Source organism: Pantoea sp. nfd-35 (assembly GCF_056892255.1).
In genome coordinates, this window is record NZ_CP122403.1 from 299,279 (window position 1) to 312,795 (window position 13,517).

The 13,517-nt window shown below is 56.3% G+C and carries 12 protein-coding genes; 4 read left to right on the forward strand and 8 right to left on the reverse strand.

Features of this window, described 5'->3' with window-relative positions:
• Nucleotides 1-53: 53 nt before the first annotated feature.
• Nucleotides 54-896: a 23S rRNA (adenine(2030)-N(6))-methyltransferase RlmJ gene (locus tag P9J57_RS01380; RefSeq protein WP_013027606.1), complete on the reverse strand. Its 843-nt coding sequence runs from the start codon at nt 894-896 to the stop codon at nt 54-56.
• 371 nt (nt 897-1,267) lie between these two features.
• On the opposite strand from P9J57_RS01380, the gene prlC reads away from it, so the two are divergent.
• Entirely contained in the window at nt 1,268-3,310 is a 2,043-nt protein-coding gene (prlC, locus tag P9J57_RS01385) for an oligopeptidase A (RefSeq protein WP_442850346.1), read from the forward strand.
• Between the two features lie 7 nt (nt 3,311-3,317).
• Nucleotides 3,318-4,067: a 16S rRNA (guanine(1516)-N(2))-methyltransferase RsmJ gene (rsmJ, locus tag P9J57_RS01390; RefSeq protein WP_014604807.1), complete on the forward strand. Its 750-nt coding sequence runs from the start codon at nt 3,318-3,320 to the stop codon at nt 4,065-4,067.
• 53 nt (nt 4,068-4,120) lie between these two features.
• Here the strand turns inward: rsmJ and uspA are convergent, their stop codons facing one another.
• Nucleotides 4,121-4,558, reverse strand: a complete 438-nt coding sequence (gene uspA, locus P9J57_RS01395; RefSeq protein WP_014604808.1) for a universal stress protein UspA — start codon at nt 4,556-4,558, stop codon at nt 4,121-4,123.
• A 424-nt stretch (nt 4,559-4,982) separates the two neighbouring features.
• Between uspA and uspB the strand changes: the two genes are divergently transcribed.
• Nucleotides 4,983-5,318, forward strand: a complete 336-nt coding sequence (uspB, locus tag P9J57_RS01400; RefSeq protein WP_014604809.1) for a universal stress protein UspB — start codon at nt 4,983-4,985, stop codon at nt 5,316-5,318.
• Between the two features lie 36 nt (nt 5,319-5,354).
• Here the strand turns inward: uspB and pitA are convergent, their stop codons facing one another.
• Complete coding sequence (gene pitA / locus P9J57_RS01405) at nt 5,355-6,857, reverse strand: inorganic phosphate transporter PitA (RefSeq protein ID WP_128392450.1); 1,503 nt, start codon at nt 6,855-6,857, stop codon at nt 5,355-5,357.
• A gap of 242 nt (nt 6,858-7,099) precedes the next feature.
• On the opposite strand from pitA, the gene P9J57_RS01410 reads away from it, so the two are divergent.
• A complete protein-coding gene (locus tag P9J57_RS01410; RefSeq protein WP_013027600.1) occupies nt 7,100-8,284 on the forward strand; it encodes a BaiN/RdsA family NAD(P)/FAD-dependent oxidoreductase in 1,185 nt (394 codons plus the stop codon).
• A gap of 21 nt (nt 8,285-8,305) precedes the next feature.
• Here the strand turns inward: P9J57_RS01410 and P9J57_RS01415 are convergent, their stop codons facing one another.
• From P9J57_RS01415 to P9J57_RS01435, 5 genes are all read right to left on the reverse strand, one after another.
• Nucleotides 8,306-9,556 carry a D-amino acid dehydrogenase gene (locus tag P9J57_RS01415; protein WP_022622536.1) on the reverse strand — a complete coding sequence of 417 codons (1,251 nt, stop codon included), beginning with the start codon at nt 9,554-9,556 and terminating at the stop codon, nt 8,306-8,308.
• A gap of 73 nt (nt 9,557-9,629) precedes the next feature.
• Complete coding sequence (locus P9J57_RS01420; RefSeq protein WP_241533567.1) at nt 9,630-10,580, reverse strand: ABC transporter ATP-binding protein; 951 nt, start codon at nt 10,578-10,580, stop codon at nt 9,630-9,632.
• Nucleotides 10,573-11,559 carry an ABC transporter ATP-binding protein gene (locus P9J57_RS01425; protein ID WP_013027597.1) on the reverse strand — a complete coding sequence of 329 codons (987 nt, stop codon included), beginning with the start codon at nt 11,557-11,559 and terminating at the stop codon, nt 10,573-10,575. Before P9J57_RS01425 ends, P9J57_RS01420 begins: the two co-directional genes overlap by 8 nt.
• Nucleotides 11,559-12,452, reverse strand: a complete 894-nt coding sequence (gene ddpC, locus P9J57_RS01430) for a D,D-dipeptide ABC transporter permease (RefSeq protein ID WP_015699362.1) — start codon at nt 12,450-12,452, stop codon at nt 11,559-11,561. The genes P9J57_RS01425 and ddpC overlap by 1 nt, the downstream gene beginning before the upstream one ends.
• 3 nt (nt 12,453-12,455) lie before the next feature.
• On the reverse strand, nt 12,456-13,472 hold the full coding sequence (locus P9J57_RS01435) for an ABC transporter permease (protein WP_026021054.1): 1,017 nt from the start codon (nt 13,470-13,472) through the stop codon (nt 12,456-12,458).
• Between the last annotated feature and the right edge of the window lie 45 nt (nt 13,473-13,517).

Consider the following 13,517-nt stretch of genomic DNA (forward strand, 5'->3'; position numbering starts at 1 on the left):
CCTGCGATATCACGCCGCCGTAACTGAACCGGCGACGCTAAACGGGAAAGGCGTTATTCAGGAACGATCTGGTTTACGCTGAAATGACCTGTACCTGCCGGTACCAGTTTCTGGTGTAACCACGGCAGCAGCGTATTCATCTGATCGGCCAGCTTCCAGGGGGGATTAATCACAATCATGCCGGAGGCGGTCATCCCGCGCTGATCGCTGTCAGGACGCACGGCCAGTTCAATTTGCAGGATATTTCGAATGCCGGTCGCCTGCAGATCGCGCAGCATATGCTTGATTTGCTGACGCATGACAACCGGATACCACAGGGCATAAACGCCGGTGCCAAAGCGCTTGTGGCCTTCCTGAATGCCTTTGACGACCGCCTGATAATCACTCTTCATTTCATAAGGTGGATCGATCAGCACCAGCCCACGGCGTGAAAGCGGGGGCAGCTTTGATTTTAACTGCTGATAGCCATCGGCCTTTTCAACGCGCGCGCGGCTGTCTTTACTGAACTCAGTGCGCAGCATGGGAAAATCGCTGGAATGCAGCTCGGTCAGTTGAATCTTATCTTCCGGGCGAAGCAAGTGGCGGGCGATCAGTGGTGAGCCTGGGTAGTAACGCAGCGTTCCACTGCGGTTCAGGGCATGAATCGCATCAAAGTAGGGTTGCAGCAGTGCGGGCGCATCCGGCTGCTGCCAGATGCGTCCAATGCCTTCCAGATATTCGCCGGTACGCTCTGCATGCTCGCCGCTCAGTTGATAACGTCCTGCGCCTGCATGTGTATCAAGATAGAAAAACGGTTTTTCTTTCTCTTTCAGGGCGGTGATGATGAGGCTTTGTACGGTGTGCTTAAGCACATCGGCATGGTTGCCGGCGTGAAAACTGTGGCGATAACTCAGCATAAAAAAGGGGATTTCCGCGGTTGAAGCTAAAAATAGTGATATTGGCCCGATTATACCGACTGACGGGAATAATTGCTGGCATTTCGCGCATCCGTCGCCCGTGAAGCCGGTTTTCCCTGTTCAGACCGCTTTACACTTTGCATAGCAATCTGCCACAGGCTGTTAACCTCCGTTACGTATTCAGCGACAGGAAAGTGATAGCCTGTTTTGGCGTCAGCTATGATTGATCTCATTGTCAGAAGGATCACTATTCGCACCATTGTTGAAATCACCGCCGGTCGCGCCATTGATTTTCGTGATATCCGACCGCATGTTAATTAAATTGCGTCGCGCGAGCCGTCGCGCCCCACACATTGTTAAAGGACTGCGCTATGACCAATCCGTTACTCACCTCGTTCACACTTCCCCCATTTTCAGCGATTAAGCCTGAACATGTGGTGCCCGCCGTAACCGACGTTTTGAATGAATGCCGCGCAATGGTGGAAAAAGTGGTGGCGCAAGGCGCACCTTACACCTGGGATAACCTGGTTCAGCCGCTGGCAGAAACCGATGACCGCCTGAGCCGTATCTTTTCACCGGTCAGCCATCTGAACTCGGTTAAAAACAGTCCGGAACTGCGCGAAGCCTATGAACAAACGCTGCCGCTGCTGTCTGAGTACAGCACCTGGGTGGGCCAACACGAAGGGCTTTATCAGGCCTACCGCGATCTGAAAGAAGGCAGTCATTATGCTTCGCTGGATCAGGCAAAGCAGAAAGCGGTCGATAACGCACTGCGTGATTTTGAGCTTTCCGGTATCGGTCTGGAAAAAGACAAGCAGCAGCGTTACGGCGAAATTGCCGCGCGTCTTTCCGAGCTGGGTTCGGCCTACAGTAACAACGTGCTTGATGCCACAATGGGCTGGAGCAAGCTGATTACGGACGAAAGCGAGCTGGCGGGCATGCCGGAAAGCGCGCTGGCCGCAGCGAAAGCCCAGGCGGAAGCCAAAGGGCAGGAAGGCTGGTTACTGACGCTGGATATCCCCAGCTATCTGCCGGTCATGACCTATTGCGATAATGCCGCGCTGCGCGAAGAGATGTACCGCGCCTATTCGACCCGCGCCTCCGATCAAGGCCCTAACGCGGGTAAATGGGATAACGGTCCGATTATGGCGGAAGAGCTGGCGCTGCGGCACGAGCTGGCGCAGCTGCTGGGCTTCGACTCCTTCGCGGAAAAATCCCTGGCCACCAAGATGGCACAGAGCCCGGCACAGGTGATCGATTTCCTGAACGATCTGGCCGATCGCGCCCGTCCACAGGGTGAGAAAGAGCTGGCGCAGCTGCGCGCTTTTGCGCAGAAAGCGTTTGGCGTAGAAACCATGAACCCATGGGATCTCAGCTACTACGGCGAAAAGCAGAAGCAGCATCTTTATACCATCAGCGATGAACAGCTGCGCCCTTACTTCCCGGAGTCGCGTGCAGTGTCCGGCCTGTTTGAAGTGGTGAAGCGCATTTACGGTATTACTGCGAAAGAGCGCACTGACGTCGATGTTTACCATCCGGATGTCCGCTTCTTTGATCTGTTCGATGAAAGCGGCGAGCTGCGCGGCAGTTTCTATCTCGATCTCTATGCTCGCGAACACAAACGCGGCGGCGCATGGATGGACGACTGCGTGGGCCAAATGCGTAAAGCGGACGGGAGCCTGCAAAAACCGGTGGCTTACCTGACCTGTAACTTCAACCGTCCGGTAAGCGGCAAGCCTGCGCTGTTTACGCATGACGAAGTGATTACCCTGTTCCACGAGTTCGGTCACGGCCTGCACCATATGCTGACGCGCATCGAGGCAGCGGGCGTGTCCGGCATTAATGGCGTGCCATGGGACGCCGTGGAACTGCCTAGCCAGTTCATGGAGAACTGGTGCTGGGAGCCGGAAGCACTGGCGTTTATTTCGGGGCACTACGAAACCGGTGAGCCACTGCCTAAAGAACTGTTGGACAAAATGCTGGCGGCGAAAAACTACCAGGCGGCGCTGTTTATCCTGCGCCAGCTTGAGTTCGGCCTGTTCGACTTCCGCCTGCATACCGAATTCAATCCGGAAAAAGGTGCACAGATTCTCGAAACCCTGCGCGAAGTGAAAAGCAAAGTCGCCGTGGTCCCCAGCCCGGAGTGGGGACGTTTCCCTCATGCCTTCAGCCATATCTTTGCGGGTGGCTATGCAGCGGGCTATTACAGCTATCTGTGGGCCGATGTGCTGGCAGCAGATGCCTATTCGCGCTTTGAAGAAGAGGGGATTTTCAACCGGGAAACCGGGCAGTCCTTCCTCGACAATATTCTGACGCGCGGCGGGTCAGAAGAACCTATGGAGCTGTTTAAACGCTTCCGCGGCCGTGAACCACAGCTGGATGCCATGCTGGAACACTACGGTATTCAGGGATAAGCCGTACGTGAAAATCTGTTTGCTTGATGAGACAGGCGCCGGTGACGGCGCCTTACCTGTTTTAGCCGCACGCTGGCAACTGACGCACTGTGATGACGCCGCGCTGGCGCTGGTGAAGACCGCCACACATCTTGAACTGCGCAAACGGGATGAGCCCAAACTGGGGGGCATCTTTGTGGATTTCGCCTCCGGTGCCCTGGCACATCGACGTCGTTTTGGCGGTGGCCGCGGTGAAGCCGTCGCGAAAGCGGTGGGGATAAAAGGGACCTACCTGCCCGATGTGGTGGACGCCACCGCCGGATTAGGACGGGATGCTTTTGTGCTGGCCGCGCTGGGCTGTCGGGTTCGCATGCTGGAGCGCCATCCGGTGGTGGCCGCACTGCTGGAGGACGGGCTGACGCGTGGCTATGAAGATGCAGAAATTGGCGGCTGGCTGCGCGAACGCCTGACGCTGATTCATGCTTCCAGCATTCAGGCTCTGACCGATATTACCCCGCAGCCGGACGTGGTGTATCTCGATCCTATGTATCCCCATCGGCAAAAAAGCGCCATGGTAAAAAAAGAGATGCGGGTCTTTCAGTCGCTGGTGGGGGCGGATGAAGATGCCGACGCACTGCTGGCACCGGCTCGCCGTCTGGCAAAGAAACGTATTGTGGTGAAGCGTCCCGACTACGCGCCACCGCTGGCCGGTGTTGCCACGCAGTCTGCGGTGGTCACCAAAAGCCACCGCTTCGATATCTATCCGCCTCTGTCTTAATCGTGGTTTTAAGCCGGTCGGCACCTCAGTCGCACCGGCTTAACGCTCGCGAATTATTCATCCTCTTCGTCACGCAGCGGCACAATCAGCATGTCGATGTGCACGGTATTGATCAACTGGCGGGCAGACGACATCAGCTTGCTCCAGAAGTCCTGATGATGACCGCACACCACCATGTCCACATCGTATTTCTTAATCGCATCCACCAGCACCTGCCCCAGGTCGCCACTGCCGCTCAGGGTTTCGGTGATAGGGTAGCCCGCGGCATCGGACAGGCTTTTTAGCGCCAGATGCGTTTCCTCAGAAATACGCTTTTGCATATCTCCCAGGTTGACATCAATCAGGCCGGTGTAGAGATCCGAGTAATTAACATCGACATGAATCAGCGAGATTTTTGCGTCGTAAGGGCGCGCGAGTGAGACAGCTTTATCCACTAACAACTGGCTTTCTGGCGAAAGATCGACTGCAATCAGGATATGTTTATAAGCCATGATATTACTCCTTCCACGAGATTCAGAATGGCAGCGGTTTCCAGACGCGTCACAGTTGCGAAATCCATTGCGCGAACGGGCGATGAGCGCCACCGAGATGATTAATGTACAGCACAGGCGATGATGTTGTTATACCTCAAAGTATAGCCCTGTGTGTTAACAAATGCTTCTGAAGCCGCCTGGGTTGTGAATAAGATCAATGATGAACGATTTTTACTCGTATAAAACGAAAATCCTCGCTGGTAAAAAATTGAACATTTCTCCTAAACTGAAAAAAGCAGCCTGCGTCACACGGTTGCTACTTTTCTGATGATTCAAAAATAAAACTACAAATCGCTTTATGGGGTTGTTGGCTAATTCTGCAGGGACTGTTCAACAGGGTGCGCGCTCAGCACCCTGCTGCGGTGCCGGTAAGGAGGATGACATGATCAGCACTATCGCGCTTTTTTGGGCTCTTTGTGTGGTATGTATTGTGAATATGGCGCGCTATTTCTCATCGCTGCGTGCGCTGTTGGTGGTTCTGCGTGGCTGTGATCCGCTGCTCTATCAGTATGTTGATGGCGCGGGATTTTTCACATCCCATGGTCAGCCCGGCAAGCAGGTGCGGCTGGTGCGTTACATCTGGGCTAGGCGCTATCTTGATCATCATGACGACGAATTCATTCGCCGGTGTGAGCGGGTGAGAGGTCTGTTTATCTTAACCAGTTCACTGTGTGGATTGGTGATTATCAGCCTGATTGCGCTGGCCATCTGGCATTAAAAAGGGCGACCGAAGTCGCCCTGGTATGCCGCCGAATCAGATGAGTTTCAGCGCTATCCAGTAGAGCGAACCCGATAACAAAATACAGACCGGCAGGGTAAATACCCACGCCATGGCGATGTTTTTGATGGTTTTGCCCTGCAAGCCGCCGCCGTCAACCAGCATGGTGCCGGCAACGGAAGAAGAGAGGATATGCGTGGTGGAGACCGGCATGCCGGTGTAGCTGGCGATGCCTATCGACACGGCCGCCGTCACCTGCGCAGACATGCCCTGCGCATAGGTCATGCCCTTCTTACCAATTTTCTCACCGATGGTGGTGGCCACGCGACGCCAGCCGATCATGGTGCCGACGCCTAATGCCAGCGCAACTGCCATGATGATCCATACCGGCGCGTACTCAATGGTGTTCAACAGATCGCCTTTGAGCTTGCCCAGGAAACGTTTATCGTCTGGAGAGGTTTCCGGCAGCTTCGCCGCTTTATCGGCGGTGTCGGAAATACACAGCAGCAGGCGACGCATCTGACTACGCTGCTCGACGGACAGATCGCTGTAGCTTTGCAGGTTATTCAGCAGCAACTGAGCACGTTGCACGGCCTGCAGCGCACGAGCACTGTCGCAATGAAACTCTGTCGATGATACCGGCGCCACTTCTTCCGGGGTGGGCAGCTTAGGCGGCGCCATCTCGATGATGTGGTTCAGTGAGGCCTGGTGCTGTTGATAATACTGCTCAAGATGATTGACCGCATCCCGTGTACGCGTAATGTCGTAACCCGATGCGTTCATATTCACCACGAAGCCGGCTGGCGCAACGCCTATCAGAACCAGCATGATCAGGCCAATGCCTTTCTGCCCGTCGTTCGCACCGTGTGAATAACTGACACCAATGGCGGAGATAATCAGTGCCGTGCGCGTCCAGAAAGGCGGTTTTTTCTTGCCATCAATCTTCTCGCGATCGGCGGGCGTCATATGAATACGCGCACGCTTTTTGGTGTTACTCCAGTAACGGCGGAGAAGAAAAATTAGGCTGCCCGCAATCACCAGTCCGACAATAGGGGAAAGAATCAGAGACAGGAAAATATTCAGCACTTTCGGGATGTTAAGCGCATCAACGACCGATGTGCCGCTCATCAACGCGTTCGTCAGGCCAATGCCGATAATCGCGCCGATTAAGGTATGGGAACTGGACGCGGGCAGGCCCAAATACCAGGTACCCAGGTTCCAGATAATCGCCGCCAGCAGCATGGAAAAGACCATGGCGAGACCGTGGGCCGATCCGACATTCAGCAGCAGATCGGTAGGCAGCATATGCACGATAGCGTAAGCCACGCTTAATCCGCCGAGCAATACACCAAAGAAGTTGAAGACGCCTGCCATTAAAACGGCAAGCTGCGCCCGCATGGCACGGGTGTAGATGACCGTCGCAACCGCGTTGGCCGTATCATGAAAGCCGTTAATTGCTTCGTAAAACAATACAAACAGCAGAGCAAGTATCAGTAACAGGCCGGTGCTAAGATCGAGACCAGCAAACAGATGTAGCATAGACGTTACGCCATTTTTGGAGGACATGAACGCGGCGCATTATCCGCGACAACATGCTGTCTGGGAAAGGAAAATATAGTCATGATTTGGACTAAAAGTGTCAATTAACCCGGTGAAAAGATACAAAAGCTATAAAAATTAGCTGGTTACATTGTGACATATTTACGGCAAAATTTTGACACTGGCATCCACAGGAGCAGATCACTACAATCTGCCCCTCTCTTACCTGGTGGGCAAAAGCAGTGGAACAGTTTGACGTTATCGTAATTGGGGCAGGCGCTGCCGGGCTTTTTTGTGCTGCGCAGGCCGGACAGCGTGGTCGCCGCGTATTACTGCTGGATAACGGCAAGAAGCCGGGACGCAAGATTTTGATGTCGGGCGGTGGGCGCTGCAATTTCACCAATCTCTACACTGAACCGGCCGCTTACCTGTCGAATAATCCCCACTTTTGTAAGTCGGCTCTCGCGCGCTATACCCAATGGGATTTTATCGATCTGGTGAATCGCCACGGTATCGCCTGGCATGAGAAAACCCTGGGGCAGCTGTTTTGCGATGATTCTGCCCAGCAGGTGGTCGATTTATTAATGGCCGAATGTGACAAAGGTGGCGTCACCGTTCGGCTGCGCAGCGAAATACTGAGCGTAACCCGGGATGATGCGGGCTACAGCCTGCAGCTCAACGGCAGCGCGGTTCAGGCTGAGAAGCTGGTCATTGCCAGTGGCGGCCTTTCCATGCCGGGCCTGGGTGCATCACCGTTTGGCTATAAAATTGCTGAGCAGTTTGGGCTGAAGGTGCTGCCCACGCGCGCGGCGCTGGTGCCCTTTACCTTACATAAACCACTCCTGGAACAGTTGCAGACGCTGTCAGGCGTTGCGCTGGATACGACCATTGCGGCAAAAGACGGCACCCTGTTCAAAGAGGCGATGTTGTTCACCCACCGCGGCCTGTCCGGCCCGGCAATATTGCAGATTTCCAGCTACTGGCAGCCGGGCGAATACCTCACTGTGGACCTCTCTCCGGCCACCCGTCTTGAGGATTTCCTGACGATTCAACGTGAGGCGCATCCGAATCTGAGCCTGAAAAACAGCCTGGCGAAAATTCTGCCCAAGCGCCTGGTGGAGGTCCTACAGGATATGAACGTCGTGCCGGATGTGACGCTGAAGCAACTTAACCGCAAGCAGCAAACAGAGCTGGTGCAGACGCTGCACGGCTGGCAGGTTCAGCCTAACGGCACCGAAGGTTATCGCACCGCCGAAGTGACCCTCGGTGGCGTTGATACTACTCAACTGTCATCGAAGACAATGGAAGCGCGGGACGTACCGGGGCTGTATTTTATCGGTGAGGTGGTGGACGTGACCGGCTGGCTCGGCGGCTATAATTTCCAGTGGGCCTGGAGTTCGGCCTGGGCCTGTGCCCAGGCGCTGTAAGGTCGCCATCTCGCCCTGCACTCAGGCATAACGCGAAACCGCATAGTCCGCATGGGCAATCTCGGGCGGTTTGCCTGAAATCACATCACTCAACAGCTGGCCGGAGCCGCAGGCCATCGTCCAGCCCAGCGTACCGTGGCCGGTATTCAGCCACAGGTTGCTGAAATGTGTATGGCCGACGATGGGCGTGCCGTCAGGCGTCATGGGACGTAACCCGGTCCAGAAGGTTGCCTGCTCAACGCGACCGCCACGGGGATAAAGGTCGTTCACTACCATTTCGAGTGTTTGCCGTCTGGCAGGCAGCAGGGTGTTGCTGTATCCCACAATTTCCGCCATACCGCCCACGCGAATGCGATCATCAAAGCGCGTAATGGCAATTTTGTAGGTTTCATCCAGCACCGTGGACACTGGCGCGGCGGACGCATCGGCAATGGGGATCGTCAGCGAGTAGCCTTTGAGTGGGTAAACCGGAACAGACATGAGTGGCCGGAGTAATGGCGTGGAGTACGAACCCAGCGCCATGACGTATCCGTCCGCCGTCAGCGTTTCGCTGCCACAGGTCATACCGCTGATCCTGTCTCCCTGTGTCAGCAGCGCATCCACGGTTGTGTTAAAGCGAAAGTCGACGCCCGCCTCGCGCGCCATTGCCGCAAGCCGCTGGGTAAATAACTGGCAATCGCCGGTTTCGTCATTAGGCAGTCGCAGCCCGCCGGTCAGCTTATGCTTAACCGCCGCCAGCGCCGGTTCAACCTCGGCCAGTTGTGAGGCTTCCAGCAGTTGATAAGGAACGCCGGCGTCCTGCAACACGGCGATATCGCGTGCCGCATTGTCAAACTGCTGAGCGGTGCGAAACAGCTGCAGCGTGCCGCCCTGACGCCCTTCATATTCAATGCCCGTGCTGGCCCGCAGTGCTCTGATGCAGTCCCGGCTGTACTCTGCCAGCCTGACCATTCTGGCCTTATTTTCGGCGTAACTCTGCGGATTGCAGTTTTTCAGCATTTGCATCATCCAGGCAAGCTGAAAACGTGAGCCATCCGGGCGCACGGAAAGGGGAGCATGACGCTGTACCATCCATTTCACCGCCTTTAAGGGAACGCCCGGCGCGGCCCAGGGCGCGGCATAGCCTGGGGAAATTTGCCCGGCATTGGCCGCGCTGGTGCCTAATGCCGGACCGGCTTCTTTATCAATCACGGTCACCTGATGTCCGGCCTGCTGCAGATACCAGGCGGTTGTTACGCCCACGACACCACTGCCGAGTACAATAATTTTCATGTTGATCGTTATCCTGCATGCGTTATCGCTCAATGGCGCAGGCGTTGCCTGGGCCATCTGTTCTCGTTGTGGCTTATGCCTGAACCCGGTTTTGTGCCTGCCAGCATCGCACCGCGCTGCCTTTTTCCTGCGACAGAAGTAACTGAGGCGCCTCGCAGCCGCTGGTGGCTTGCGGACAGCGGTCGCGGAAATAGCATCCCGTTGGCAGGTGGCGGTTACCCGGTAGCTCGGTGTTCACCGGCGCGCCATCCAACACTGCGCCGATGCGCGGCACGGACGCCATCAGTAGCTGGGTATAAGGATGTTGCGGGGCGTCAAGGACGCGCTGTGTTTCACCCAGCTCCACAATTTGTCCCAGATACATGACTGCAACGCGATCGCTCATATGGCGCACGACCGACACGTTGTGCGATATCAGGATATAGGTCAGGTTTTGCTGTTTTTGCAGTTCTACCAGCAGATTCAGAATCTGCGCCTGAACAGAAATATCCAGTGCCGAGGTCGGTTCATCCAGCACGATAATATCGGGCTGCGATGACAGGGCCCGGGCAATCGCGATGCGCTGACGCTGGCCGCCGGAAAACGCATGCGGCGGACGGCCCAGGTATTCGGGGCGAATACCGACCTGGTGAGCCAGTGATTCCGCCAACGCGCGCCGCGTTTTTTCTGAAGCACGCGACTGAATCCACACCGGCTCGGTGATAATGCGCCAGACGGGCAGGCGGGGGTCGAGTGAAGAGAGCGGATCCTGAAACACCATTTGCATGCGACGTCCCCGGTTATCGGCAGGCGCTGTTGTCAGTTCGAGCTGGCCTGAGGTTGGGCTGAGCATGCCCATCAACAGTTTCGCCAGGGTGCTTTTTCCACAGCCGGATTCGCCAACAATCCCCAGCGTTTCTCCCTGTCTGACCTCCATATCCAGGCCATTCAGCGCATGGACCTGTTCCGTGACTTTGCCGCGCCAGTTCTTTTTGGCCGGGAAGGTGACATGTACGTTTTGCAGCGTAAGCAGAGCGTCAGACATGCTGCGCCTCCTGTTGTGGATACCAGCAGGCAACCTGCTGCGCGGCGTTGTCGGTAGTATGCAAGCGCGGGGTGGTGGTGCAGCGTTCTCCTGCCGCAAAACAGCGATCGCGAAAGGCACAGCCTGCGGGTAAACAGGCCAGATTAGGCACGGTGCCGGAAATGGATGCCAGCGGAGCACGCGGTTCAATCGCGTCAGGCGAGCAGGCCAGCAGACCAATGGAATAGGGATGGCGCGGTGAACGCAGCACGGTTTCAGTGACGCCGCTTTCAATGACGGACCCGGCATACATAACGTAGATCCGATCGCACAGCTGTGAAACCACAGCCATATCGTGACTGATAAACAGCACGGCGGTGCCGGTCGCTTCGGCTTTTTGTTTCAACAGGCGCAGTACCTGCCGCTGAACGGTAACATCCAGTGCGGTCGTGGGTTCATCCGCAATCAGCAGGTCTGGCTCACAGGAAAAGGCCAGGGCAATCATGACGCGCTGACGCATTCCGCCTGACAGTTCAAAGGGATAGCGCTCCATAACGTTCTTCGCATCCGCAATTTGCATATCGCCCAGCAGCGTAAGCGCCCGGGCTTTTGCCTCACGGACAGACAGAGGACGATGCTGTCTGATCACATCGACCATCTGTTTGCCAATGCGGCGGGTCGGATTCAGCGCGGTCATGGGCTCCTGAAAAATCATGGCAACACGATTGCCGCGCATTTTGCGCATGTCCACTTCACTGGCGGCGAGGACATCCTGACCCGCCAGCTCCAGCCTGCCGCCTTTGATGTGATAGCTGTGTTCCGGAATGAGCCGCATCGCCAGCATGGCGGTGACGGATTTCCCCGAACCTGATTCGCCGACAACGCCCACAATCTCGCCGCGATTGATGTGCATTGATACGCTATTCAGCACGTTCACCTCTCCCTGATAAACCGGGAAGCTGAGACGTAAATCCTCGATCGTCAGAATTCTTTCTTGCATCAGTTACGTCCTCCCGCTTTGGGGTCCAGCAGGTCCTGGATGCCATCGCCAAACAGATTGAATCCCACCGCTGTGATCAAAATCGCGGCCCCGGGAAAGGTGCAGTACCACCACTGGTCAAGAACATAGTTACGTCCGTTAGCCACCATTGCCCCCCATTCCGCCGTCGGTTGCTGAGCGCCCAGCCCGATAAAACCCAACGTGGCCGCCATCAAAATGGCGCTGCCAATATCCAGGGAGGCCTGCACCACCAAGGGCGGCAGAGCATTGCGCAGGATATGCCAGCTAATCAGGTGCCAGCGCGAAGCACCGAACGTTTTTGCCGCTTCAACAAAGGTATGCTGTTTGACGATTAACGTCTGACCGCGCGCCAGCCGGACATAGAAAGGGATGCGCACAACGGCGATAGCCAGCATGGCGTTGAACAGGCTCGGCCCCAGCGCGGCAGCCAGCGCCATGGTCAGTACCAGAGAAGGAATAGACAGCATGATGTCCATCAGGCGCATAATTATCGCATCGCTGCGGCCACCTAATACGCCGGACAGACAGCCCAGTAACGAGCCGCTTATGCCAGCCAGCAGCACGACCGCCAGCCCTGCTGCGACCGACTGCTGGCTCCCCACCAGGACACGGCTGAACAGATCCCGGCCCACCTCATCAGTCCCGAACCAGTGCGCGGCACTGGGTGGCTGGAGGCGATCGGTCAGGCTAATGGCGTTGGGATCGTGCGGCACAATCCACGGTGAAAACACCATTAATCCCAGCATCAGCGTGATGATGGCGGCACCCAACAGGGTCAGAGGGCTTTTACTTAGCATCCACAGGCGGCGTTTCCAGGCGAACAGGCTGGGTTTTACCTGACGCACGGCGGGCTGCTCTTGCGTTATCATCATGTTCTACGCTCCCCGACCCATTCGCGGGTCAATCCACAGATAAAGAAGATCCACGAACAGGTTTACCAGCACGTAAGCAAAGGAAACCACGATGGCGAAGCCCATCACCGCCGGGAAATCAAGCGCCTGAATAGAAGACACCACATACGCGCCCATACCTGGCCAGGCAAACACGGTTTCGGTTAATACTGCACCATACAGCAGGTCGCCTAATGCCAGGCCCAGTACGGTTACGGAGGGAATCAGGGCATTGGGCAGGGCATAGCGCACGACGATAGTCCATTTCGGCAGCCCGCTGGCCAGCGCGGTACGAATATAGTCTTCGCTCAACTGCTCCAGCATGGCCGAGCGAATCTGGCGCGCCACAATGCCAAGGTGAACAAAGGCCAGGGTGGTGGCAGGCAGGATCAGATGCTGAAGCGCATTAAAGAAGACTTCGATGTTGCCTTCCAGCAGGGCATCGATCAGATAGAAGCCGGTAACGCGCGTAGGGGGATCGAGCCAGTCATCCAGCCGTCCGCCGCCGGGCAGCAGGTTTAACTTGCCATAGAACAGCACGATCGCCCCCAGGCCCAGCCAGAAGGCCGGTGTGGAAATCCCGGTCAGCGCCAGCAGACGAACCAGATGATCGAGCCAGCGGTTACGATACACCGCAGAGAGCACGCCCAGCGGCACGCCAACGAGCAGGGCGATGGTCAGGGCACAAAAGGCCAGTTCCAGAGTCGCGGGAAAAAACGCCCGCAGATCGTCCAGGACCGGGCGACCTGTCCGGATAGAGGTGCCCAGGTCGCCATGTAACAGCTGCTCCACATAACGGATAAATTGTTGCCATAACGGTAAATCCAGCCCCAACTGCTGACGGATGTGCTGGACGATTTCATCACTGGCGCGGTCGCCCGCCAGCAGCCTGGCAGGATCCCCGGGAATAAGATGCGAAATAATAAATGTAATGACGCAGACGCCGGCGACCACCAACAGCAGTCCCCAGCTACGCTGTCTTAATAAACTCCAGTAACTCATCATGTCTTCCTCAGCAGGGCCAGGCAGGCCCTGCATGAACGGGCG

Bases quoted from the DNA above. Each gene is read 5' to 3' on its own strand.
- pitA (WP_128392450.1), bottom strand. From the start codon at position 6,857: ATGCTACATCTGTTTGCTGGTCTCGATCTTAGCACCGGCCTGTTACTG.
- P9J57_RS01425 (WP_013027597.1), bottom strand. From the start codon at position 11,559: ATGCAAGAAAGAATTCTGACGATCGAGGATTTACGTCTCAGCTTCCCG.
- P9J57_RS01420 (WP_241533567.1), bottom strand. From the start codon at position 10,580: ATGTCTGACGCTCTGCTTACGCTGCAAAACGTACATGTCACCTTCCCG.
- uspA (WP_014604808.1), bottom strand. From the start codon at position 4,558: ATGGCTTATAAACATATCCTGATTGCAGTCGATCTTTCGCCAGAAAGC.
- P9J57_RS01435 (WP_026021054.1), bottom strand. From the start codon at position 13,472: ATGAGTTACTGGAGTTTATTAAGACAGCGTAGCTGGGGACTGCTGTTG.
- P9J57_RS01415 (WP_022622536.1), bottom strand. From the start codon at position 9,556: ATGAAAATTATTGTACTCGGCAGTGGTGTCGTGGGCGTAACAACCGCC.
- uspB (WP_014604809.1), top strand. From the start codon at position 4,983: ATGATCAGCACTATCGCGCTTTTTTGGGCTCTTTGTGTGGTATGTATT.
- P9J57_RS01380 (WP_013027606.1), bottom strand. From the start codon at position 896: ATGCTGAGTTATCGCCACAGTTTTCACGCCGGCAACCATGCCGATGTG.
- ddpC (WP_015699362.1), bottom strand. From the start codon at position 12,452: ATGATGATAACGCAAGAGCAGCCCGCCGTGCGTCAGGTAAAACCCAGC.
- prlC (WP_442850346.1), top strand. From the start codon at position 1,268: ATGACCAATCCGTTACTCACCTCGTTCACACTTCCCCCATTTTCAGCG.